Here is a 25,045-nt window from a genome sequence, read left to right as displayed (position 1 = left end):
ATTTATGAACACATTCATAACAGCTATCCTTCTTCTCCTACTGAGCTTCTAATAATTATGCTCCTTGCATTTCTTTCGCTTTTTCGACAACTTCTTCAATACGTCCTACTAGGCGGAACGCATCTTCTGGAAGATCATCGTGCTTACCATCAAGGATTTCACCAAACCCTTTAATTGTTTCCTGAACAGGTACATAAGAACCTTTTTGTCCAGTGAACTGTTCTGCAACGTGGAAATTCTGTGATAAGAAGAATTGAATTCGACGTGCACGGCTAACAGTCTGTTTATCTTCATCAGATAATTCATCCATACCTAAGATGGCGATAATATCTTGAAGTTCTTTATAACGTTGTAGTGTCTGCTGTACTTGACGTGCAACATTATAGTGTTCTTCACCAACAATATCAGGTGAAAGAGCACGTGAAGTTGATGCAAGTGGATCCACCGCAGGGTAGATACCCATCTCAGACAATTTACGCTCAAGGTTCGTTGTTGCATCTAAGTGAGCAAATGTTGTAGCCGGTGCCGGGTCAGTATAGTCATCGGCAGGTACATATACTGCTTGAATAGATGTGATCGAACCTTTATTTGTAGAAGTGATACGCTCTTGTAATTGACCCATTTCAGTTGCAAGAGTTGGTTGATAACCAACGGCAGATGGCATACGACCAAGTAGGGCTGATACCTCTGAACCAGCTTGCGTGAAACGGAAAATGTTGTCGATGAACAATAGTACGTCTTGACCTTGTTCATCACGGAAATGTTCAGCCATTGTTAAACCAGTAAGGGCAACACGTTGACGTGCACCTGGTGGCTCATTCATTTGACCGAATACCATTGCCGTTTTATTAATTACTCCAGAGTCTTTCATTTCATAGTAAAGGTCATTACCTTCACGAGTACGCTCTCCTACACCGGCAAATACTGAAATACCACCGTGCTCTTGAGCGATATTATTAATAAGCTCCTGGATTAATACCGTTTTTCCTACACCTGCACCACCGAATAGACCGATTTTTCCACCTTTAATATAAGGGGCAAGTAAATCAACTACTTTAATTCCAGTTTCAAGAATTTCAGTTTCTGTTGATAACTCTTCAAATTTCGGTGCTAGACGATGAATTGGATCACGGTGCGTGTCCGCTGGAAGCTCCTCATCAAGGTCAATCTTATCACCTAAAACGTTGAATACACGACCAAGTGTTACTTCACCTACTGGAACTGAAATTGGTGCACCTGTATCTAAAACGTCCATACCACGCATGATACCATCTGTAGATGCCATCGCAACAGTACGAACCATATCGTCACCTAGGTGAAGGGCAACCTCTAAAGTCAAATCAGTCTTTGAATCTGACTCTGAATTTGCATTATATTCAACCTTAAGGGCGTTATAAATTTCCGGTAGTTGACCACTTTCGAACTTAACGTCAACAACTGGACCCAAAACTTGGGTAATACGTCCTTTATTCATCGTTTTCCCTCCTAACTGACTTCATCGTGACTTTGTAGTGAATCTTTTTCTTCTACAAGTCATTTCGTTGGAACACTAAGCTTCTATTCTAGTGCTGCTGCACCGCCGACAATCTCAGTGATCTCTTGGGTAATTGCTGCTTGACGCGCACGGTTGTAAGAAAGTGTAAGTGTACTAATAAGGTCATCTGCATTATCAGTTGCACTTTTCATCGCTGTCATACGAGCCGCATGCTCACTTGCTTTACCATCGAGCAATGCACCGTAGATTAGGCTTTCGGCATATTGTGGTAACAGCTCTTCTAAAATCTCTTCTTGAGATGGTTCGTATTCATACGAACTTAATGCTGTTCCATCTACCTCTCCAGCTAAGTCTGTTAGCGGTAGAAGCTTATTCTCAGTGAAATCTTGCTGAATTGCACTCACAAAGTGGTTATAGTACATATAAAGTTCATCATATGTACCTTCAGCAAAATATTTTACAGCTTTACTAGCAATATCCTTTATATCAGAAAACAACGGTTCATCATTAACTCCAACAATTTCTTCAATGATAGGCATGTTGCGCTTTTTAAAGAAATCGCGTCCAACACGACCCATAACGATAATACCGTACTCATCTGTAGAGTTATGTCGTTCCTGAATCTTCTGGTAAACATTTCGAAGTACGTTACTATTATATGCCCCAGCTAGGCCACGGTCTGAAGTGATAACTAGATAACCTGTTTTCTTAACATCACGGCTCTCTAACATCGGATGATTCACACCATTGCTACCTAGTGCGATACTTGCAACAACTTCCTGAATTTTATTCATATATGGAACGAATGATTTCGCATTCATTTCAGCACGATTCAACTTAGAGGCAGATACCATCTGCATAGCTTTTGTAATCTGCTTCGTTTTCTTTGTCGAGGTAATTCTCGCTTTAATGTCGCGTAAAGATGCCACTCGATCTCACCACCTTCAATTGGTATTCAAAGAGTGTATTGGACAAACGTCACTCACTCTTTGAACACTCAGTTTTCATTAATGTCGTTGATGAGGTTGCTTAATTGTTATTCGAAGGAATAAAAGATTTCTTAAATTCATTAATTGCAGCTTTGAATTCTTCATCTTCAGGCAAGTTACCTGTCCCACGAATATGGTTAAGCATATCTTTTTTGTTATGCTCTAACCAAGTGTGATATTCTTCTTCAAAGCGTTGAATATCTTCTACAGCAATGTCATCAAGGAAACCTTTTGTTAATGCATATAAACTTGCAACTTGCTTATCAACTGAAAGAGGTTTATGCAATCCTTGTTTCAGAACTTCTACAGTGCGGGCACCTCGATTAAGCTTTGCTTGAGTAGCTTTATCAAGGTCAGAACCAAACTGTGCAAATGCCTCTAATTCACGATATGAAGCAAGGTCCAGACGAAGTGTCCCTGATACTTTCCTCATCGCCTTAACTTGGGCAGAACCTCCTACACGTGATACAGAAAGACCTGCGTTCACGGCTGGACGTACGCCTGAGTGGAATAAGTCAGATTGTAAGAAAATCTGTCCATCAGTAATTGAGATAACGTTCGTTGGAATATAAGCAGAAACGTCACCTGCTTGTGTTTCAATAAATGGTAATGCTGTTAGAGAACCGCCTCCAAGAGCATCACTTAACTTCGCTGCACGCTCTAGAAGACGAGAGTGTAAGTAGAATACATCCCCTGGGAATGCTTCACGACCTGGTGGACGACGAAGTAATAATGAAAGCTCACGGTATGCAGAAGCTTGTTTTGATAAGTCATCGTAAATAACAAGAACGTGCTTACCGTTATACATGAATTCCTCACCCATCGTTACACCTGTATATGGTGCAAGGAATAGCAATGGAGCAGGTTGAGACGCACTAGCTGTAACAACAATCGTATAATCTAATGCGCCGTGTTGACGTAGTGTTTCAACTACCCCACGAACAGTAGATTCCTTTTGACCAATTGCAACATAGATACAAATCATATCTTCGTCTTTTTGGTTAAGGATCGTGTCGATTGCTACAGCTGTCTTACCTGTCTGACGGTCACCGATAATTAATTCACGTTGACCTCGACCGATTGGAATTAATGAATCGATCGCTTTAATACCTGTTTGAAGTGGCTCATGTACTGATTTACGAGCCATAACACCTGGTGCTTGTCCTTCAATTGGTCGTGATTTAGTTGTTTCAATTGGACCTAAACCGTCTACTGGTTGACCTAGTGGATTAACTACACGTCCTAGTAGCTCTTCCCCAACAGGAACTTCCATGATGCGACCAGTACGACGTACTTCGTCACCTTCACGAATATCCGTGTAAGGACCTAGGATTACGATACCAACGTTGTTTTCTTCCAAGTTCTGTGCCAGTCCCATGACACCATTAGAAAACTCAACAAGTTCACCAGCCATGACATTGTCAAGTCCATGAGCACGCGCGATACCATCACCAATTTGGATAACTGTACCGACATCACTTACTTGAATATCTGACTGATAATTTTCAATCTGCTTTTTTATCAGCGCACTAATTTCTTCTGCGTTAATGCTCATGAAATTCACCCCTATCTTTAGCGTTTTACAGAAACTAACTGTCTTTCAATGCGATCTAACTTACCTTTGACACTACCATCGAAAATTGTATTTCCAATTCGTAGTTTTACACCGCCAAGTAAGTCTGTATCAACGATATTTGTAATATGAAGCTCTTTCTTACCAACTGTTTTAGCGAAAGACTCAGAAAGCGCTTTTTCTTCGTCAGCGGTTAAAGGACGAACAGAGTATACTTTTGCATCTGCAAGACCTTGTGCTTCATTCGCTCGCTCGAAATAATTCTCAATAATTTCAAGAATTACTTCCTCACGTTTACGGTCAATTAATAAGAAAAGTGTATTTATAACAATTTGTGAACAACTTGAAAAAGCGTCCTTGACTAAGTCTTTCTTCGCTTCTTTTGTAAGTTTTGGATTTTTCAACAACAGTAAGAAATCACTATGATTCACTAACGCATCATAAACTGCTTTCAATTCTGCACGAATTTCATTCAGTTTATTTTGTTCGTTAGCAGATAAAAAGAGAGCTTCAGCATAACGCTTAGCAACTATGTTTTGGCTCATCGTGACTCTCCTGCCTCTTTAATGTATTCATTAATCAATTGTTGTTGGTCCTGTTCACTAAGTTCTTTCTCAATTACTTTAGAAGCAATCAATACAGACAAGGAAGATACTTGCTCACGTAAAGCGGCAATTGCTTGGTCCTTCTCTTGTTCAAGCTCTTTCGATGCAGCTTCTTTCAAACGAGCTGCTTCACTACGAGCTTTCTCAAGCAATTCTTTCTCTTGCTGCTCGCCTATTTTCTTAGCATTCTCAATTAATCCCTGCGCCTCTTGTCGCGCTGCTTTTAACGCTCCTTGTTGCTCAGCAACGAGTGCGGCAGCTTCTTTGCGGCTTTTTTCAGCTTCAGAAATTTCATTTGAAATATGCTCTTCACGTTCCTTCATAATGCCCAGAACTGGACCGAAAGCATATTTGCGTAAAAGTGCTAACAAGATTAGGAACATTGTAAGCTGAAATAATACATCGCCTAGATTAAATCCAAACGCTCCACCAGCACCTAAAACATAAAGTTCTGCACCATACTGCACGGTGTTCACTCCCTTCAAGAGTCATCCAGCTTTCCGTGTTAACTTTATGGAAAACTGCCATAAAATTCATCAAAAATGGTTTTAATGAATTAAAACTAGGGTAAAAATTATTACGAATTAAAACTTTGCATACCTACATAAAGTAATGGCGAAGTGTATCGCATTGTACGATCTTCGCCATTACGAACTAATTGAATAAGTTCAATATCTAATTGCAATATGTAGATTATTACACACGTAATTATTGACCCATTACGATGAATGCAATAACTACTGCGATGATTGGAATCGCCTCAACTAACGCAACCCCGATAAACATAATTGTTTGAAGAGCACTACGTAATTCTGGTTGACGAGCGACACCTTCTACTGTACGACTTACGATAAGACCATTACCAATACCTGCACCAAGTGCTGCTAAACCAATTGCAATTGCAGCTGCTAAAAGACCCATGAAAAAGTCCTCCTTCTTATTTACTGAATTTTTTGTTTTTTATAAAATATTAATGGTCATGACTCACTTTGTGTGCCATATATACCATTGTTAACATAGTGAAGATAAATGCTTGAATTGTACCTACAAAAACACTAAACGCTTGCCATAACAGCGTTGGCACGATAGCACCAAGTGTCCCAGCTATACCGGTAGTTGCCAGACCCGCTAGTAACCCTAAAAGAATTTCACCTGCAAAGATATTACCGTAAAGACGCAGACCAAGAGTTAGCGTATTTGCAAACTCCTCAATGATTTTCAATGGGAGTAAAAACGGCATCGGTCTTAGGAAATCACGACCGTATTCGCCTGCACCCTTAAGCTTAATCCCATAAAAATGAGTTAAAGCTACAACCATTGCTGCTAGAGTTAAAGTAATCGTAGGATCGGCAGTTGGTGACTTCCACCAGAGGTTGTCCCCTATTATTACTGCGAATGGTAATCCTAACATATTAGACACGAAAATATACATCATTAGTGTCAATCCTAATGTTAAGAAACGTCCACCAGTTTTCCAATCCATTGTACTCCCAATGATTCCTTTTACGAAATCAATTACCCACTCTATAAAGTTTTGCATACCTGTTGGTTGCATCTTCAAGGAGCGAGTTGCTGTAACAGCAATTAGAAAAGTAATTAAGGATGCTACACTAATCATGAGAACGTTTGACATATTAAATGTCATACCTAAAAATTTAACAATGTAAGCACCATGTTCCACTTCAGTTTCACCTCACTTTCAGCTACTTGCGAAAGGCTTGAACTAAACTATCTATCATAATGACGATATAAGGAGTCATTATTCCAATTATTACACTTACCAAATGAATCTTGTCTGGATAATTTAACGCAACAAGAACAGCTAGTCCAGCTAATGCCATCCTTGAGATCATCCCTAATGAACGGGCGCTCTGTCCTGAGGCAACTTTTTCCATGAAACGGTCTGTTTTCCTAACCATCATCCAGTAATTGTACAATCCTACTGCAGTTCCTATAGATAATCCTAAGAATACTGCTTTGTACGATGTAATGCCCCATCCAATTAGAAAAATTGTAAGCGCATTAATTATGGATTTTCTTTGACGTTTATACATTTGATTAAATTGAGACATCAGTTTTCTTCTCCATAAAAATGACGAATTGAATGTAAGGTAGCATAAACACCTGTAGACAAACCGAGGAGTAATCCGATGATTAAAAAGAGTGGCATTGTACCCAGTTTATTATCGATCCATCTTCCTAAGAAAATACCGATTAAGACTGAGCCTGCTAATTGCGAAAGAATGGCAGACATCAAAGCCATTGCTCGAAAAGGGCTTCGTTTGTCATTATTCAATCATGAGCGCTCCTTTTTTTCTGAAAATGTGAATTTTCACTCAGCTAGACGTACACTATTCTACATAGTTAAACCTTATTATGGTATATCCTTAGTTAGCATACAATAGGGATAATACAATGTCAATGCGTATGTAGTAGAAATGAATTCATTTTTCAACTGTTTGAAAATTCAGCAAATATTTGCAAATAAGCATTAATATTCGACTAAATCCTCCGATATATGCTGTTTACTTTCACCAAATTTCCCTATTTCTACGATTGTTTCGTTCAAATAGGTTTCACCATCAATTTCGATACTAGCAACTGCATAATAAACACCATCTCCCACGTTCAACTCTTCTCGTGTGAAAACCCCTGCTTGACGCCCCTTAGAATAAGAAAGCTTATCAGCTTTTAGTGGTGTCAATTTCATCGTATTTGGTTCAATTAAGAAGATAAACACCTCATCTGCACCTTTCGATAAATATAACTCATATTTATACCCATCCTCATGTTCGTCCCAACTAAAATCAAAACCCATTACTTTTGGATAAGACAATTCATCGACTAAATATAAGTAAGGAATAGCTGTACTTTCACGACCCACATTGACGTTTAGCCAACCGTCATGTATTCCTTGGTTCATAAATTGCGGTTGGACATCTAACGTTACTGTCACATCTTTTTTTTCAAATGGTCGCAACGTAAAGCTACTGGGAAGTTTCCATTGGATACCTGCCTTATAAGATGGGGGGTTAAATGTAACCTTCTTATCTACTGCAGAATGATTTTCAACCTTTAACTGAATACCTCTTTGCTGACGTTCTAACCTTTTGTTCCAAAATCCAAACGTAAGTGAGCTTGGATAAATTAGAGTATCTGCTATTACCGCTTCTTGTAACTGAATTCTTCCAGCTCCTTGTTCATACACCTTATACGTCTCACCCTCATCATTCGTTAACTTCTTCGCTGTATTCATTAAAGCCGCCTTTACTTGATTAGGTTCCCAATCCGGATGAAGTTGTAATATTAGCGCTGCCGCACCTGCAACATGTGGTGATGCCATACTTGTCCCATCTAAGGGAGTATAGCCATCTGGAACAGTACTTTTAATTGCAACACCTGGTGCAGTAAGATCCGGTTTGATCCCCCATTCAACAGTAACGGGACCGCGTGAGCTGAATAGAGCTAACTGATCATCGATTTCTTTTCTAACCGTTTCTAAATAGACGTGCCCTTGTATAATTTCAGCTTTTAACTGTTCTCCAGTTTCTTTACCGAGAGCGGCTACCGGGATCGAAATGCCTGCTTCAAGCAGACCATTATAACTACCTTCTTCATTATTATAGATAAATACAGCCCTAGCCCCAGCTTTTTGAGCATTTTGTGCTTTTTCAGTAAATGAAGTGTCTCCTCGTTCAATAAGCACGAGCTTTCCAGTTGAACCTTGAAGATCTTCTGTCGTTCCTTTTTTTGCATCGATTACTTCGTAACTTTTGTTAATATCCCATTTAGGTGACCCCGTTAATAATTGAACAGGAGTCAACTCTTCACGATTTAATCTAATATAAGGTACTGTCATCGATGGTGTCGATGCACCTACTGAAATTGCTTTAGATGCCGTACCCGGTGAACCAACCGTCCACATGCCGGGTCCTGAATTCCCATTAGACGTTACAGCAACCACTCCCTGTTCAGCTGCTCCATTTAGAGCAATACTAGTTGGCCAATCTGGACCATTCACATCATTCCCTAATGATAAGTTAATAATATCCATGCCATCCTTAACAGCTCGTTCAATTGCAGCAATCACTTGTTCAGACGTACCTGTTCCACCAGGACCAATTGCCCGGTATGCGTAAATTTCTGCCTTAGGCGCAACACCTTTTAATTTTCCATTGGCTGCGATGATCCCGGCAACATGTGTACCATGTTGTGTAGGCTCTCCTTGCTCTAATGTCGTTTCCATTGGATCATCATCTTGATCAACAAGATCATACCCACCATAGTAACTGTCTTTTAAATCTCGATGATTATAATCAATGCCAGTATCAATTACACCTACTTTCACACCTTTTCCTGTAAGCGACTTATCCTTAGAAAGTTTCCTTCGAATTTGATCAGCACCAATAAAGCGTACACTTTCATCAAGAGCTACTTTATAAGACACACTCGGGTATACTGCTTTTACACCTTTAATTTGAGCAATTCGATCAATCTCAAATTTATCTACTTCTACTGCAAATCCGTAAAAAGCGTATTCATACCGATCTGTGATCTTCGTGTCAGTTAATTTTTGTTCAAATTTCTCTAATGGCTGATCTCGTTCTAGTTCTATAATATAAGAGCTTAATTTCTCAACAGCATGTACTGGTTCTTCATTAATTACAGAAAACATTATAATAATAAAACAATAGAACACATTCATAAGTTTTCTATTCATACATTCACCTCCTCCTCTATATTTCCCATTACTAAAAAAATGATTAATAATATGGAAATTACGCATATAAAAAACCATTATTCGAATTTTGTTCATTCGAATAATGGTTGAGTTGTTATTACGATAAGTGTTCAAAAAGTACCTAATTCTAAAACGTATGTATTTAAAAACAGATACGAACATAAGCTTTCTTAGGCTTTCTTGAACAACCTATTTATAGACTTTCAATTAATCAATTACTTAAACGGAATTGGGCGTTCACTCGAATGCCCAAAATGGAAACGAATCGCATCAGCAATTCTACTTGATGCATGACTATCTCCATATGGATTCGATGCTTTAGACATCTTATCATATGCTTGTTTGTCTACAAGTAATTCCTTCGCAAGTCGATAAACTTCCTCTTCATCGGTACCAGCAAGCTTCAATGTACCTGCTTCAATTCCTTCAGGGCGTTCAGTAGTATCACGTAATACTAAAACTGGCACACCTAATGATGGTGCCTCTTCTTGCACACCACCTGAATCAGTCATAATAAAATAAGATCGATTCGCAAAGTTATGGAAGTCGATAACATCAAGAGGATCAATTAAATGAATTCTCGGATCATCTCCAAGAACCTCATCTGCTACCTCACGCACAGTTGGATTAAGATGAACAGGATAAACGACTTGCACATCGTCATGTTCAGCTACAATTCGCTTAATTGCTTTGAACATATTTCGCATCGGCTGTCCTAAGTTTTCACGACGGTGCGCTGTTAATAAAATCAGTTTATCATTTCCGATTTTTTTCAGTACTTCATGCTCATACTGCTCTTTAACAGTCGTCTTCAATGCATCGATAGCAGTATTACCTGTTACAAAGATTGTTTCGTTTTTCTTCCCTTCATTAAGAAGGTTTACTTCTGCCTTATCTGTTGGAGCAAAGTGTAAATCTGCTAACACACCTGTTAATTGACGATTCATTTCTTCAGGATACGGGGAATATTTATCCCAAGTTCGTAAACCTGCTTCTACGTGCCCTACTGCAATCTTATTATAAAAAGCGGCAAGACCTGCAACAAACGTTGTTGTCGTATCACCATGAACAAGCACGATATCTGGTTGAACTTTCTTCATTACATCATCAAGGCCTTGAAGTGCTCTCGTTGTAACATCTGTTAATGTTTGTCTCGCCTTCATAATATTCAAATCATAATCTGGCGTTACATTAAATATTTCAAGTACTTGATCGAGCATTTCTCGATGTTGGGCTGTGACTGTTACAATTGACTCGAACTGCTCAGTGCGTTTCTCTAATTCAAGTACGAGTGGTGCCATTTTAATCGCTTCAGGTCTTGTTCCAAATATCGTCATGACCTTAATTCGAGCTGTCACACAATCACCTCTACTATAAAATAAAGTGAAACTTGCATCAGTGGGATTTTTCTTCATCCGTACTGATGATTGTTTGATCCGTGATTAACTTATTTTGTTCCAAACAAACGATCTCCAGCGTCTCCAAGACCAGGAACAATATAACCTTTTTCATTTAGTTTTTCATCAAGAGCCGCAAGATAAATATCAACATCTGGGTGTTCTTCTTTTACGATTTCTACACCTTCTGGAGCAGCAATCATACACATTAGTTTAATGTTCTTCGCTCCGCGCTTCTTCAATGAAGTAATCGCTTCTGAAGCAGAACCACCTGTTGCTAGCATCGGATCTAATACGATTAATTCACGCTCTTCAATATCCGATGGTAATTTCACATAATACTCAACTGGCTTCAAAGTCTCTGGGTCACGATAAAGACCAACATGCCCTACTTTGGCAGCAGGAATTAACTTTAAAATACCATCAACCATACCAAGTCCAGCACGAAGGATTGGTACTAATCCTAGTTTTTTACCTGCCAATACTTTTGATTTCGCATGAGTAACTGGCGTTTCAACCTCTACCTCTTCTAATGGTAAATCACGAGTAATTTCAAATGCCATTAGCCCAGCAACTTCATCAACAAGTTCACGGAATTCTTTCGTCCCCGTATTTTTATCTCTTATGTATGTTAACTTGTGTTGAATTAGTGGATGATCAAATACATAGACTTTTCCCATAGCAGTAAAACTCCTTTTCGTTAATGGATTTTTTCAAGTTCTTCCCTTACTGTCTTCATTCTTAAAAATTGTACAGAAAAAACTACAGCACTGCAAGCATACTTCAGTAACAATCTAAAATTATGAACTATTATCTTTTCAATAAATTGTAACGTGTACAAAATATCTGACTAATATAATAAGAAATAATAGCCAAAGTCTTATATTTTTGATATATTCACATTGATACGTCGTTTTTTTATTTTCTTCATTATATATAGAACGAACTTACGTCACTGAATCTTTATGGCAAAACCGCCGTCCTGCTCAATGCAGACACGACGGTTTTTCTTTTGTACATTTTCACTAAAAGAAGCTATCCAGCGAAATATCTGGATAGCTTCTTTTACTCTAGCGTTCAGGATAAAGAACAAACTTACTCGTTAAAGCCTTAACTCGTTGTTCTGCTTGCTGTAATACTTGCTCATCTTCAATATTTTTTAATGTCATTGCAATGATCTTCGCAATTTCACCCATGTCTTCCTCATTGAAGTTACGGCTTGTTACAGCTGCTGTACCGATACGAATACCACTTGTTACAAATGGACTTTCAGGATCAAACGGTATTGTATTTTTGTTCACTGTAATTCCGATATCATCTAATGCCTTCTCAGCAACTTTACCCGTAATATTCAGATTACGTAAATCCAATAATAGTAAATGGTTATCTGTTCCATTAGAAACAAGTTTGATTCCTTCTGCATTCAAACCTTCAGCTAAGGCTTTTGCATTATTGATAATATTTTGAGCATATACTTTAAACGATTCATCCAACGCTTCACCAAATGCAACAGCTTTTGCGGCAATCACATGCATAAGTGGACCACCTTGAAGCCCTGGGAAAATAGATTTATCGATTTGTTTTGCATATTTTTCCTTAGATAGGATCATTCCACCACGTGGACCGCGCAACGTCTTATGAGTCGTTGTTGTGACAAAATCAGCATAAGGTACTGGATTAGGATGCAATCCAGCTGCAACAAGACCTGCAATATGCGCCATATCTACCATAAGATATGCGCCTACTTCATCAGCAATTTCACGGAATTTCTCAAAATCAATCACTCGTGGATATGCACTAGCACCAGCTACAATCAACTTTGGTTGATGCTCTTTCGCCTTCGCTAAAACATCGTCATAATTAATAAGTCCCGTTTCTTCCTCTACTCCATAATCAACAAAGTTATATTGAACACCACTAAAGTTAACAGGGCTACCATGTGTTAAATGACCACCATGAGATAAATTCATACCAAGAACCGTATCACCATGTTCTAAAATTGTAAAATAAACAGCCATATTCGCCTGGGCACCCGAATGAGGTTGAACATTCACGTGCTCAGCTCCAAAGATTTCTTTCGCACGATCACGAGCAATATTTTCAGCAACATCAACATGTTCACAACCACCATAATAGCGACGACCTGGATAACCTTCAGCATACTTATTCGTAAGTACTGATCCTTGAGCTTCCATAACTGCCTCACTTACAAAGTTCTCTGAAGCAATTAATTCGATCTTTTCTCTTTGTCTGTTCAATTCATCTTGAATGGATTCAAATACTGCCTTATCTTGCTTTTGTAAATGATTCATTTTCTTCCCCACTTTCATGATTATATAAGTATTCGGTCTTTAATGTTCGTATTTCAGACAATTATCTCCTGTATAAAAACTACATATTAATAATTTTATCAAAAAACACGAAAGATTATGTTTAAGCTATTGTAACATGTTTTCATTAATAATCTAGAAGTAAATTATTTTCAGAATTTTTAATTAATTCACTTTACTTCTATTAAGTACAATTTCGAGCACCTTCTGTTGACCGGTAAACCGCTCGTTCTCCACCAATTAGCTTTGGACGTGTTTTTGCCATCGTAATATGTGCATATCCAATCTCTTTTACTTCGCTTCGTATCGGTACGGCAACAGCCTTCAGATGCATTCCTATTAATGTATCTCCTATATCAATTCCTGCATCAGCTTGAATAGATTCGACAACTATAGCATCTTCCATATTGTTATATGCATAAGTAGCCATCGATCCTCCAGCATTGGCAACAGGAATAACTGAAACAGGTTCAAGGTTACGTTGCAAAACAACCTTCTTCTCTAAAACGATTGCACGATTTAAATGCTCACAACATTGGAATGCAAGGTGAATTCCTGTCTTCTCCTTAAATGATTGAAACACAGCAAATAATCGCTCTGCAATTTCAATCGTACCTGCAGTACCAATATGCTGTCCAGCAACTTCACTAGTGCTACATCCAATAACAAAGATGTTTCCTGGAGAAAGTTGAGCAGCTTCTTGAAACTCATCTAACACTCGCCTTAGCCCATGTTCAATATCAATTATATTTACATTCATACATGCACATCCCTTACACTATCCTCTTTTAACTATAGGAATTAAGCCGTTCAATTATTAACAAAGTAGAAGTAAATATTGCGATCAGGTGAAGAAGATTCTTCACCTGATCGCTTAAATTTTCTATCGTAAAATACAATTTATTATTGATTTTCACCCTTCATATTCAGTAATTTTAGCAATTCGTTTCTCGTGACGTCCACCTTCAAATTCTGTTTTCAACCATAGCTCTGCAATTTCCCGGGCAAGACCAGGTCCAATAACACGTTCACCCATCGCCAGCACATTGCTATCATTATGTTGACGAGTTGCCTTCGCACTAAATGTGTCATGAACTAACGCACAACGAATTCCTTTAACTTTATTTGCAGCAATCGACATACCTATTCCTGTTCCACAAATAAGAATTCCTCTATCAAATTCACCACTAGCTACTTTTTCAGCTACTGGTAACCCATAATCAGGGTAATCAACCGACGTATCACACTCACACCCAAAGTCTTGATACTCGATATTCATTTCATCCATAAGACTTTTTATTTCTTCTCTAAGTTTTAGACCACCATGATCTGAACCAATTGCAACTTTCATAATGAAAGACCCTCCTCAAATTATTCTACTCTTCATTAATTGTGAACTGATGTATCGTTTCTTTCAACATTTGTGCTTGTAACTGCAAAGTCTTCGAAATATCTTCAATTTCTTTAATCATTTCACGTTGTTCTTCAGCTGCTGCTGCAACTTGTTGTGTACCAGCTGAAGTTTCTTCGGCGATTGCAGCTACTTCTTGTGTCTGTTCAGTGGTTTGCTGAATACGCTCTTGTTGTTTCTCTGATAATTCTGCTATAGTTTTTGCAGAACGCTCTACTTCATGTACTAATTCAGTTGTATTTCTAACAGCCTCATTTACAGACCCACCCTCTAATGCGGCATGATTAGCTGTTTCAACCTGTTTCGTCATCAACTTAACAACATGTACTGTCTCACTTTGTACGGTATTGACTAGTTGAGTAATTTCTTGAACAGCTTGTCCACTCGCATCAGCTAGATTACGTACCTCTTCAGCAACGACTGCAAAACCTTTACCATGTTCTCCAGCACGTGCTGCTTCTATTGAAGCATTCAACGCGAGCAAGTTAGTTTGCTCAGATAAACTACCAACCAAACCTACAATTCTACCAATTTCCTGAGCATGTTGATCCAAAGTCTCAACAGCATTGAGTGAAAGCTGGTTTTCTTTCGCTAACCCTTTAATATCTTCAACAAGTTGATGAACTGTATCGTTACTGTTATTCAATACCATTACCATCTCTTCAGTTAATTTATGTGAATGATTAGCATTTTCCCTTACTTGAGACGACACTGACGTAAGATATTCCATCGATTCCGTTACACCTTGTACCGATATAGCAGAGCGGTCTGCTCCTTGGGCAATCTCATAAGTTGTCATTGCAATACTATCTGTATGTATTGCTGCGTTATTGCTCACATCAGAAATTTTCTCAACGTGCTTATTCGTTTCTTTGAAATTATCATTAATTTGCAAGACCATCACACATAGACTAGCTAACATTTTATTAAATGCCTCACCTAGAGAGCGAATTTCATCACCTGATTTCGATATTGGCACTTCTTCTTGAATCTTTCCACTTGCAGCTTGGTGAACAACCACTTCAAGCTGCTGTAGCTTTTTCGAAACAACACCAGCTGCAAAATAGGCCAATACACCAGACCAAAATATTCCTAGGAACATCGTTCCAAAAGTAAAAAGCTGTTCCCCCACTCCAAACTTCGAACTAATATAAGGATATAAATAATTTAGAAAAAATGCACTACATGAATATGTAATAATTGAGACAATTGTCGTTAAAACGACTAGTTTTTTTCTTACACTAAACCGATATTGACCTTCCATAAAAAACGTCTCCCCTCCCAAGGATGATTAAAAAGCCCTATGATTTTGTAAGTTGAACAATTAACTTATTAATCGCACTTTCGATTTCCCCACTCGTTTGACGATATATTGAAACAGAGCCACCATAAGGATCGGAAATATCAACAAGATCACTATCTATATCCACAAACTGCTGTAATACATGTACTTTTTCAGCAACGTTAGGATATTGCTGTTTTATTACTTGCTTATGTCCACTTGTCATTGTTAATATAACATCAGCCCACTCCAATAAATCTCGATCAAGTATTCTAGAAGAATGACTAAAATCAATATCCTTTTCTTTTAATACCTGAATTGCTTGTGGTGAAGCTGAACTACCTTGCGCAGCAAAGATGCCTGCTGATTTCGCTTCAAATGTTTCACCTGTCTTAGCATTAAATATCGCTTCCGCCATCGGACTTCTGCACGTATTACCGGTACACACAAACAATATCTTCTTCATTATTATCACCCTCTCAATAAAACAATTGAAGGTTAGCTCCATTTGTAATTATTATCACTAACCTACCTTTTCCTCATACCCTCATACCCATTTTTTCCAATATTATAATCGTACTTAATTACACTTAATCATGATAATAACCATTATAAACGATTTAAAACAAATGGCATACATACCAAATTATTTCTTTTCGTAGAGAAGAAATTTTCAATTTAAAAAGCCAACGCATTGTGCATTGACTTTACATAAATATAAGCTTTAATCCAATTGCAAACAAAATACTTCCACCTAACGCTTCACCGTATGAACCTACCCAGTCTTGGACTTTCCTTCCAAGAATTAGTCCTAACCATGTCAAAATTGTACTAATAATACCGAATACAATTGCCGCTATAATAATTCGAGCCCCATATATACCTAAACTTAATCCGACCGAAAAACTATCTAGACTAACACTTAATGCAAAAACAATTAAACCTACACCAACAGGCATAATTAAAACGCCACTATCTGAACGAAATGATGACATAATCATCTGAAATCCTAAAATTAATAAGAGTCCTCCACCTATATATGCTGCAATACCTCCAAAATGTGCAGAAACGAGATTTCCACAAAGCATACCAGCTAGCGGCATAATAATATGAAATAATCCTATAATAATACCAATGAAAAAAATTCTGCTTAGTCGAAGTTTCAGCATCCCCATACCTAACCCTACAGAAAAAGCATCCATCCCTAATGCGAAAGCCATTACACCAAGTGTAAAAAGCTCAAATACCCATTCAGACACATTCATCATCTTCCCCCTTGGATTGTCTACTTCAACATATGCATGTCCAAACGGGAATAGAAGAACAGATTAAGATGTAACAAGATCACTGAACAGTGTATCACTAGTCACAAAAAGAACTTTTTAACTTCTTTAAACATTTCTATACAAGGATAAAATACCTTACAATCGACATATTAGATAATTCGATTTCCTGCAGCCTTTAACAAACGGTTCATCACCGCTTCTCCTACGTCCACCTTCGGAAAACTTTCACTATATATTACATCAAGATCTTGTAAATCAAACTCTCTTAATACATGATAAAGGCTTCGAGCTACAGATGATAAATCTTGACGACTTCCACAAGGTAATACAACATCGGCTTCATAAAAATATTGATCCTCTTCTGTTGTCAAAACTCCCACTTTTTTACCTTGCTTTTGCGCTTGATTAACAAAATCTTGAAGCTTAATTTTATCTCCATTCACAATGAAGAGTGGTGCGTCTGGAGCATAATGCGTATATTTCATACCTGGAGATTTTGGTACTTCTTTCGCTTCAACTAAAGACGGATCGACTATTACCTTTCCAATAACTCGTTCAATTTCAGTTTTTGTCACTCCACCTGGACGAAGAATCATTGGAACTTCACCCGTTAAGTCTAGAACCGTTGACTCAAGACCAACACCTGTTATACCTCCATCTATAATACCTGCAATCTTACCATCTAAATCAGCAAAAACGTGAGCAGCTATTGTTGGACTCGGTTTTCCTGAACGGTTTGCACTAGGTGCTGCAAGAGGAAGACCTGAAGCTTCAATTAGAGCTAGCGCAACAGGATGAGCAGGCATCCTCACTGCAACTGTCGATAGACCAGCCGTAACTTTATTAGATGCCTTTCCGTTAGAATTAACAACGATCGTTAATGGACCAGGCCAAAAATGATTAATTAATTTCTGTGCAACCTCTGTTACTTCACTAACTAATTCACTTAGCTGTTGTTGACTAGCAATGTGGACAATTAGTGGATTATCATTTGGTCTCCCTTTAGCTGTAAATATTTTTTCCACTGCATCATCTGCTAACGCATTTGCACCCAATCCGTATACTGTCTCTGTTGGAAAAGCAACTACCTCATTGTTTTTTATCCACATTGCTGCTTCTTGAATTTGTGGATGACTTGTGAGTTGCTTTAGTTTACTATCAATTTTCCACTGGTTTGTGTTATATTTATCCACAACTTTCACCTTATTTCACATAGATTTTTTTATTTTTTATTTTAAATTACCTTATTAACCTCTAAAATTTCTAAATATAGGGAATTTCCGTGTGAATAAATAAGAGTTACCCACAAATATGTGAGTAACTCTGTGGATAATGTGAATAAATTCCCTTTTCTGTCCTTAACTTGTGAATAAATTCTTTAACCATTCTAAAATGAAAAACTTTACTTGTGGTTCTTGTTCTTCTTCAATAGATTGATCTTCTGTAGTCTCTGCAGCTACTGCGTCACTATTAGAGAAATCTAGAAAACATAATGGCGGAAACAATACACACCACCAATTTGCTCCTTTTCCTTCGCCTAATGTTATCACTACTGCTTCATATGTTCCCGCTGGGTAAATATATTGGCCATACATTTTTGTTGGAAACTCTGCATTTTTTATTTCTACTTTGTATACTTGGTCACTTTGTTTTTCTGCCAAAACATCATTTACAACCATAGCAATCTCTTGATCATTCTCTTTAATCAATGTTCTTGCTTCTTCAATTGAAGATAAGTTTTCCACCCACTGATTAATTTCCTGATTCACAGCGTCTCGCACAGCCCTCTTCAACTGTTGGTCTTTAATAGAATCACTATTTGCTAGAATTCGTAGACGTATCGCTTCTTGAGGAATTCTTAAATCATACTGATTACTCTCTGATGCTTGCACTTCAAATTGCTGAAATAATAAAACACCTACATATGATAATATAAAATAAATAATAGCTAACTTTCTCATTACCTCCACCGTCCCTTCACTAACACATTGTGGACGGATGTAACAATATCTATACTTGCAATCTCATAAAATATTACGAAACTTTGAACATGTTAGCTATCAATAAGAATTATTTTGTATATATATTCCCAACTAATCATCAGTGAGGAAATAAAAACATACCCTCACTGATACAAGTCTCTCTAAATGATCTTATTAACTCAATTGTTCAACAACGCAAAAACCATCCGCTCTTTCCCATTAATATCGAATTCGATTTCGATTTTTGCATTAGGAAATGCTGAAGAAATTATACTTCTTAAATCCTTCCCTTGACCTGAACCAATTTCAAATGCAACGAATGCTGAAGATGCTACAACTTGAGGTAGTTGAGATACAATGTCTCGATAACATGACAAACCATCTTCTCCTCCCTCTAATGCAAGACGTGGCTCTTGATCCTTTACAATATCTGAGAGAGTTTCAACTTCCGCCCTTGGAATATATGGCGGATTAGAGATAACTACATCCACATGTTTCCCAACTTTAATTAAAGGTTCTAAGAAGCTACCTTCATAAAAATCAACATTTGCCCCTAACTTTTGCGCATTGTCCTTTGCTACTCGTAACGCTTTTGGAGATAAATCCACTGCAGACACTTCCGCCTCTTCTACCTCCAGTGTCATCGTAACAGCAATGATGCCACTTCCTGTTCCGACATCTACGATCCGCAAATGATCTTTATTTGACGGAAGACGTTTTATCACACCTTCAATTAGTTCTTCTGTTTCTGGACGTGGAATGAGCACATCGTTATTCACTTGAAACTTCCGTCCATAAAATTCTTCAAACCCTGTAATGTATTGAACAGGGGTACCGGAAACATGACGCTCCACATCTGTAACAAATAATTCTACCTTTTCTTGTGGAAATGATTCACGCATATTTAAATATAGTTCGCTACGTGTAAATCCAAGGCGATAACACAACAACACCGTTGCAGCTTCACCTTCACGCCCTGATTCCTTTAAAAAAGAAGAAGCCCAATTCAGGGCTTCATACACTTTGGAAAATGACTTTGTCATTACTCTGCACTCTCCATCCGCTTCGATTGGTCTTCTAAAATTAACGCATCAATGATCTCATCTAATCTACCTTGAAGAATTTGATCGAGCTTTTGGAGCGTTAGTCCAATACGATGGTCTGTCACACGAGTTTGAGGAAAATTGTACGTGCGTATACGCTCTGAACGGTCACCAGTTCCGACAGCCATTTTACGGTTTTCATCATATTCAGCTTGAACTTCTTGCTGTAACTTATCATATATACGAGCACGTAATACTTTCATCGCTTTTTCTTTATTTTTAATTTGAGATTTTTCATCCTGACATGAAACAACAACACCAGTAGGTAAATGTGTTAATCGAACTGCTGACATCGTTGTATTTACACTTTGACCACCAGGTCCACTAGAAGCAAATGTGTCCACACGAATATCTTTCTCATTAATATCAATTTCGACCTCTTCAGCCTCTGGTAGAACCGCTACAGTCGCTGTAGATGTGTGAATACGTCCACCTGATTCTGTTTCTGGAACACGCTGTACACGATGTGCTCCATTTTCATATTTCAACTTAGAAAAGGCACCGTTACCATTGATCATGAAGATAATCTCTTTATAACCACCGATCTCATTGGCACTTGCTTCAATTACTTCAGTTTTCCAACCTTGTGTTTCTGCATATCGACTATACATACGATATAGGTCACCAGCAAATAGAGCAGCCTCATCACCACCAGCAGCCCCACGAACTTCCATAATAACGTTCTTATCATCATTTGGATCTTTAGGAATGAGTAAGATTTTCAAGCGCTCCGAAAGCCCTTCTTCTTGCTCTGTAAGCTCAGAGATCTCTTCCTTTACCATTTCCTTCATATCTGCATCTAGCTTGTCCTCAAGCATTAATTTTGCATCATCTAGCTGTTCTTTCACTTCTTTATATTCACGGTAGACCTGCACAGTTTCTTCGATACTTGCTTGTTCTTTGGAATACTCACGTAGTTTTTTATTATCACTAATTATTTCAGGATCACTTAATAGTTCATTTAACTTCTCATAGCGTCCTTCAATTGACTGCAATTTATCAAACATGTCAATCACCTCATTCAATCGAGTCCATAACATTACAATTATATTATATATTAAAGTATGTAGTCAAAAAATTCTAGTAACAAAAAATAACTCGATCCTACGGGAGCGAGTTATTTCTGATTACGTACTCTTAAGATAACTTCATAACGAGGCACAGCTTGTTTAAGTTTCTTATTCAATTGCGCTCGATATTTTGACAGATCTTCTTGTCCATATTTTTCTTTTGGGTGCACATGCACATAAGCCTTACGTCCGTTCGTATAAATCATACCTGCTTCAAACCGTTCGTCTTCATTAACAACTGAACGCAACATTCCTTGTGAACTGCCAATCGAATTTTGCGTTCTTCTTTCCCCAATATTTAAGAGGTTAGGGTTTTGATCTTCATATATTTCTGTACCTTTATTAGGTCTATAGCTGGGATTTTCCTGATTAACACCCGTCATACCATCATTTGAAAATAACTGACTCTTCTCTGGGTTAGGTGAACAAGCCCCAATCAACAACATAATACTTACTATTAAAAGGTACGAATAATACTTCAACATGAGTTACCTCCTCATAAAAGGCATCATTCTTGATCCCGTTTATGAAGTAGTATCTCCAATCGATTATAATCAATCACATATACACAATTGAAATATATGGTAGTTTTTTAATCTAAGGTGTTCAGAACTTGTTCTGATTCAAATACTTTTTCCACAGGATGATTAGGGACTTCATGACAATGACGGCAGCGTGGTTCATAAGACTCTGACGCACCAACCAAAATTATTGGATCGTCATATGAAGCAGGTCTACCATCAATTAAACGTTGTGTTCTGCTCGCAGGAGACCCACAAGCTGGGCAAATTGCTTGTAACTTTGTTACCGATTCTGCAATTGCCATTAATTGAGGCATACTCCCAAATGGTTCACCACGGAAGTCTTGGTCTAACCCAGCGACAATTACACGAAACCCTCTATCCGCAAGCCCTGATGCAACATGAACAATATCCTCATCCAAAAATTGTACTTCATCAATTCCAATTACGTCTGTTTCAGGTTTAACATATTTTAAAATATCAGTAGCTTTTGGCACGGGAACAGCCATATGAGAAGTTCCATTATGAGATACAACTGCTTTTTCATCGTAACGATTATCAATTTGGGGCTTAAATACTTGAACATTCATTTTCCCAAATTCTGCTCTTCTTATACGTCGAATAAGCTCCTCAGATTTCCCTGAAAACATACTCCCACAAATAACCTCTAACCATCCATTATGCTTCATTACGTACATGATCCTGCCCCTTTCTTTGCCGATTCATGTTTTGCAAAGTACTTATTTATTTCTATCTATTATTAAAACGTATTTTATGATTATACATATTTTCCACATGTCAACTAACGTTAAGTACACATTTCAAAACATATTCATTTATGAGATAAAATAAATAGCTATCAGTAAAAATGAACATTTATTACACCAACATAACTTGCACCTTATCTCCATTAACATACAAAAAGCAGGCAATGACTCTTGCCTGCTTCGTTTGAATTGCTTATCTATAATAAATAAGCGGAAACTGTCCGTAGCTATTGACTTATGCCAATTACTTACGGCCGTATTTTTTATTAAAGCGGTCTACACGTCCACCAGCGTCAGCAAACTTCTGACGACCAGTATAGAATGGATGGCATTCTGAGCAAATCTCAACACGGATGTCTTCTTTGACAGAACCAGTTTCAAAATCGTTACCACAAGAACATTTAACCATCGCTTTTTTGTATTCCGGATGGATACCTTGTTTCATATTATTCCACTCCTTTTTTTCGCCCTGAATCCTATAGAAACAGAGTTATATAAGCACATTAATGAATTATAGCAAGCTTATACATGTTTTGCAACTGCAGAATTTACGAAATCCAGTTTATCTTTTCCATAGTGATAGCATATACCCTCGTTATGAATAAAGAAGAAATGTTTATACGCTAATTTGCTTATCACATACCAACTGGCACCTCTCTCCTTATAAGAAAGAGGTGCCATGTTTTCTCTATTGAGAAGAATATGAGCGTTTATTATAGTTGCTGCCTTTTGGAACAGTCTTCATCAATTCAAAAAATTCTTCGTTTGTCTTTGTCTCTTTCAAACTCTTTAAGAAACGTTCTACAAAATCTGGTGAATCATTCATTGTTTTGCGAATAGCCCAAAGCTTATCCAAGTTTTTCTTAGGAATAAGCAGCTCCTCCTTACGAGTACCTGAACGACGGATATCGATAGCAGGGAAGATTCGTCGTTCTGCAAGTGATCGATCTAAATGAAGTTCCATATTTCCTGTTCCCTTGAATTCTTCATAAATAACATCGTCCATGCGTGATCCAGTATCGACAAGAGCTGTAGCAAGAATAGTAAGACTTCCTCCCTCTTCTATGTTACGAGCGGCACCGAAGAAACGTTTTGGACGGTGGAAAGCTGCAGGGTCAATACCACCTGAGAGAGTACGACCACTTGGAGGAATTGTCAAATTATAAGCTCGAGCCAAACGAGTAATACTATCCATAAGGATCACGACGTCTTTTTTATGTTCAACAAGGCGCATTGCACGTTCTAAAACGAGTTCAGCAACTTTGATATGATTTTCAGGTACTTCATCAAATGTGGAACTTACAACATCTCCATCAACTGAACGCTCAATATCTGTTACTTCTTCAGGACGTTCATCAACTAATAAAACAATCAATTCGGCTTGTGGATGATTCGTTGTAATACTATTTGCGATCTCTTTTAACAACATTGTTTTTCCAGCTTTTGGAGGTGCAACAATTAGACCACGTTGCCCAAACCCAACAGGAGAAATTGTATCCATAATCCGTGTTGATAAATGATTTGGAGCCGTTTCAAGCACCATCTGTCTGTCTGGATATAATGGCGTTAATGCTGGAAAATGCACACGTTCCTTTGCTGTCTCTGGATCTTCACCATTAACTGCTTCAACATGGAGTAAGCCATAATAACGTTCATTTTCCTTCGGAGGACGTACTTTACCAGATACTTTATCACCATTACGCAGGTCAAAACGTCTAATTTGAGAGGCAGAAATATAAATATCTTCAGCACTTGGCGAATAATTAATAGGACGTAAGAATCCAAACCCCTCAGATTGAATCACTTCTAAAACACCTTCCATGAACAAAAGACCGTCTTGTTCAGCTTGTGCTTTTAGAATTGAGAAAATTAACTCTTTTTTATTCAGTTTGCTATAATAAGAAACTTTGTAATGACGCGCATGTTCATAAAGCTCTTTTAACGTCATATGTTCTAAACTTGAAATTGTTAAAGCCATTTAGACACCACTCTTTTTCAGTATTCATTTAGACGGTATACAAAAAGTCACAGTAATATAAGCATATATGTTCATTCAAAGCTCATGTTGATAACTAAGTGAGTGAACATCAATTAAGAGGCACTTTCTAACCTATTAATTATAGCTTTTATCATGACACGAACTGTTACCTTTTTGATCATACACTTCTATTTATTAATTCTATTAATATTCTACATTGTAAGAATGTAAGGGATGTTATGTGATAGAGGGCTGCAGATACTTTGAAGAATGTGCTAAACTCTTAAATCAGCGGAATTCTAGAAGAGGTATTTTTTTAAGAAGGTGGAAAAAAGCTATATATAAGTAAGGTAGAATACTTTTCCTTCCCTTGTAACCTCGCTATTGAACACACACTAGAAGATATTAGCAGCAGAAGAATCTCTCTATTTTTATATAAATATTATTTTAACCAGAAAAGGTTCATTTATTCAACTATAATAAGTAGCAAAAAAACGACAAAAAAATCCGAGAAC

The 25,045-nt window shown here is 37.7% G+C and carries 26 protein-coding genes and 1 pseudogene; all 27 read right to left on the bottom strand.

The features are described from left to right. Positions 1-55: 55 nt before the first annotated feature. The 27 genes and pseudogenes from atpD to rho all read right to left on the bottom strand — a co-directional run bounded on the left by atpD (position 56) and on the right by rho (position 24,530). Positions 56-1,474, bottom strand: coding sequence for a F0F1 ATP synthase subunit beta (atpD, locus tag BFG57_RS06395; RefSeq protein WP_069716659.1), 1,419 nt, complete (start codon positions 1,472-1,474; stop codon positions 56-58). Between the two features lie 83 nt (positions 1,475-1,557). Beyond that, entirely contained in the window at positions 1,558-2,424 is an 867-nt protein-coding gene (locus tag BFG57_RS06390; protein ID WP_069716658.1) for a F0F1 ATP synthase subunit gamma, read from the bottom strand. Between the two features lie 100 nt (positions 2,425-2,524). Beyond that, positions 2,525-4,039: a F0F1 ATP synthase subunit alpha gene (gene atpA / locus BFG57_RS06385; RefSeq protein ID WP_069716657.1), complete on the bottom strand. Its 1,515-nt coding sequence runs from the start codon at positions 4,037-4,039 to the stop codon at positions 2,525-2,527. Between the two features lie 17 nt (positions 4,040-4,056). Beyond that, the gene (locus BFG57_RS06380) at positions 4,057-4,602 is read right to left on the bottom strand and encodes a F0F1 ATP synthase subunit delta (protein WP_069716656.1); all 546 of its coding nucleotides are present in this window, start codon (positions 4,600-4,602) and stop codon (positions 4,057-4,059) included. Beyond that, the gene (gene atpF / locus BFG57_RS06375; protein WP_069716655.1) at positions 4,599-5,129 is read right to left on the bottom strand and encodes a F0F1 ATP synthase subunit B; all 531 of its coding nucleotides are present in this window, start codon (positions 5,127-5,129) and stop codon (positions 4,599-4,601) included. The genes BFG57_RS06380 and atpF overlap by 4 nt, the downstream gene beginning before the upstream one ends. 241 nt (positions 5,130-5,370) lie before the next feature. Continuing rightward, positions 5,371-5,583, bottom strand: a complete 213-nt coding sequence (gene atpE / locus BFG57_RS06370; protein ID WP_069716654.1) for a F0F1 ATP synthase subunit C — start codon at positions 5,581-5,583, stop codon at positions 5,371-5,373. Positions 5,584-5,632: 49 nt separating this feature from the next. Continuing rightward, on the bottom strand, positions 5,633-6,343 hold the full coding sequence (gene atpB / locus BFG57_RS06365; protein ID WP_069716653.1) for a F0F1 ATP synthase subunit A: 711 nt from the start codon (positions 6,341-6,343) through the stop codon (positions 5,633-5,635). A 22-nt stretch (positions 6,344-6,365) separates the two neighbouring features. Beyond that, positions 6,366-6,734 carry an ATP synthase subunit I gene (locus BFG57_RS06360; protein ID WP_069716652.1) on the bottom strand — a complete coding sequence of 123 codons (369 nt, stop codon included), beginning with the start codon at positions 6,732-6,734 and terminating at the stop codon, positions 6,366-6,368. Continuing rightward, positions 6,734-6,925 carry an AtpZ/AtpI family protein gene (locus BFG57_RS06355; protein ID WP_069716691.1) on the bottom strand — a complete coding sequence of 64 codons (192 nt, stop codon included), beginning with the start codon at positions 6,923-6,925 and terminating at the stop codon, positions 6,734-6,736. Before BFG57_RS06355 ends, BFG57_RS06360 begins: the two co-directional genes overlap by 1 nt. Positions 6,926-7,153: 228 nt before the next feature. Beyond that, positions 7,154-9,382 (bottom strand): S8 family serine peptidase, encoded by a 2,229-nt coding sequence (locus BFG57_RS06350; protein ID WP_069716651.1) that lies wholly within the window; start codon positions 9,380-9,382, stop codon positions 7,154-7,156. Between the two features lie 236 nt (positions 9,383-9,618). Further along, the gene (gene wecB / locus BFG57_RS06345; RefSeq protein ID WP_139125072.1) at positions 9,619-10,761 is read right to left on the bottom strand and encodes a non-hydrolyzing UDP-N-acetylglucosamine 2-epimerase; all 1,143 of its coding nucleotides are present in this window, start codon (positions 10,759-10,761) and stop codon (positions 9,619-9,621) included. Positions 10,762-10,850: 89 nt separating this feature from the next. Continuing rightward, the gene (gene upp, locus BFG57_RS06340) at positions 10,851-11,480 is read right to left on the bottom strand and encodes a uracil phosphoribosyltransferase (protein WP_069716650.1); all 630 of its coding nucleotides are present in this window, start codon (positions 11,478-11,480) and stop codon (positions 10,851-10,853) included. A 390-nt stretch (positions 11,481-11,870) separates the two neighbouring features. After that, positions 11,871-13,112, bottom strand: coding sequence for a serine hydroxymethyltransferase (locus BFG57_RS06335; RefSeq protein WP_069716649.1), 1,242 nt, complete (start codon positions 13,110-13,112; stop codon positions 11,871-11,873). A gap of 202 nt (positions 13,113-13,314) precedes the next feature. Beyond that, positions 13,315-13,890, bottom strand: coding sequence for a TIGR01440 family protein (locus tag BFG57_RS06330; protein ID WP_069716648.1), 576 nt, complete (start codon positions 13,888-13,890; stop codon positions 13,315-13,317). A 153-nt stretch (positions 13,891-14,043) separates the two neighbouring features. Then, on the bottom strand, positions 14,044-14,481 hold the full coding sequence (gene rpiB / locus BFG57_RS06325) for a ribose 5-phosphate isomerase B (protein ID WP_069716647.1): 438 nt from the start codon (positions 14,479-14,481) through the stop codon (positions 14,044-14,046). Positions 14,482-14,506: 25 nt separating this feature from the next. Further along, on the bottom strand, positions 14,507-15,340 hold the full coding sequence (locus BFG57_RS19600; RefSeq protein ID WP_425388478.1) for a methyl-accepting chemotaxis protein: 834 nt from the start codon (positions 15,338-15,340) through the stop codon (positions 14,507-14,509). 120 nt (positions 15,341-15,460) lie between these two features. Then, positions 15,461-15,643 (bottom strand): annotated as a pseudogene (locus tag BFG57_RS19595) (HAMP domain-containing protein); the annotation flags it as partial. Positions 15,644-15,842: 199 nt separating this feature from the next. After that, entirely contained in the window at positions 15,843-16,289 is a 447-nt protein-coding gene (locus BFG57_RS06315; protein WP_069716645.1) for a low molecular weight protein arginine phosphatase, read from the bottom strand. Between the two features lie 241 nt (positions 16,290-16,530). Beyond that, entirely contained in the window at positions 16,531-17,088 is a 558-nt protein-coding gene (locus tag BFG57_RS06310) for a manganese efflux pump MntP (RefSeq protein WP_069716644.1), read from the bottom strand. A gap of 170 nt (positions 17,089-17,258) precedes the next feature. After that, complete coding sequence (locus tag BFG57_RS06305; protein WP_069716643.1) at positions 17,259-18,302, bottom strand: L-threonylcarbamoyladenylate synthase; 1,044 nt, start codon at positions 18,300-18,302, stop codon at positions 17,259-17,261. 165 nt (positions 18,303-18,467) lie between these two features. After that, the gene (spoIIR, locus tag BFG57_RS06300; RefSeq protein WP_069716642.1) at positions 18,468-19,070 is read right to left on the bottom strand and encodes a stage II sporulation protein R; all 603 of its coding nucleotides are present in this window, start codon (positions 19,068-19,070) and stop codon (positions 18,468-18,470) included. A 200-nt stretch (positions 19,071-19,270) separates the two neighbouring features. Further along, on the bottom strand, positions 19,271-20,134 hold the full coding sequence (gene prmC / locus BFG57_RS06295; protein ID WP_069716641.1) for a peptide chain release factor N(5)-glutamine methyltransferase: 864 nt from the start codon (positions 20,132-20,134) through the stop codon (positions 19,271-19,273). Beyond that, on the bottom strand, positions 20,134-21,201 hold the full coding sequence (prfA, locus tag BFG57_RS06290) for a peptide chain release factor 1 (protein WP_069716640.1): 1,068 nt from the start codon (positions 21,199-21,201) through the stop codon (positions 20,134-20,136). Before prfA ends, prmC begins: the two co-directional genes overlap by 1 nt. 110 nt (positions 21,202-21,311) lie before the next feature. Beyond that, on the bottom strand, positions 21,312-21,749 hold the full coding sequence (locus tag BFG57_RS06285) for a hypothetical protein (RefSeq protein ID WP_069716639.1): 438 nt from the start codon (positions 21,747-21,749) through the stop codon (positions 21,312-21,314). Between the two features lie 107 nt (positions 21,750-21,856). Further along, complete coding sequence (locus tag BFG57_RS06280; RefSeq protein ID WP_069716638.1) at positions 21,857-22,483, bottom strand: thymidine kinase; 627 nt, start codon at positions 22,481-22,483, stop codon at positions 21,857-21,859. A 313-nt stretch (positions 22,484-22,796) separates the two neighbouring features. Beyond that, positions 22,797-22,997, bottom strand: coding sequence for a 50S ribosomal protein L31 (gene rpmE, locus BFG57_RS06275; protein ID WP_069716637.1), 201 nt, complete (start codon positions 22,995-22,997; stop codon positions 22,797-22,799). 243 nt (positions 22,998-23,240) lie between these two features. Next, positions 23,241-24,530: a transcription termination factor Rho gene (rho, locus tag BFG57_RS06270; RefSeq protein WP_069716636.1), complete on the bottom strand. Its 1,290-nt coding sequence runs from the start codon at positions 24,528-24,530 to the stop codon at positions 23,241-23,243. Between the last annotated feature and the right edge of the window lie 515 nt (positions 24,531-25,045).

Origin of the sequence: Bacillus solimangrovi, from assembly GCF_001742425.1 — a bacterium.
Classification (GTDB): domain Bacteria; phylum Bacillota; class Bacilli; order Bacillales; family Bacillaceae_N; genus Bacillus_AV; species Bacillus_AV solimangrovi.
The sequence above is the reverse complement of the archived record's forward strand: the minus strand, read 5'-3'. Positions and strand labels throughout refer to the sequence as shown.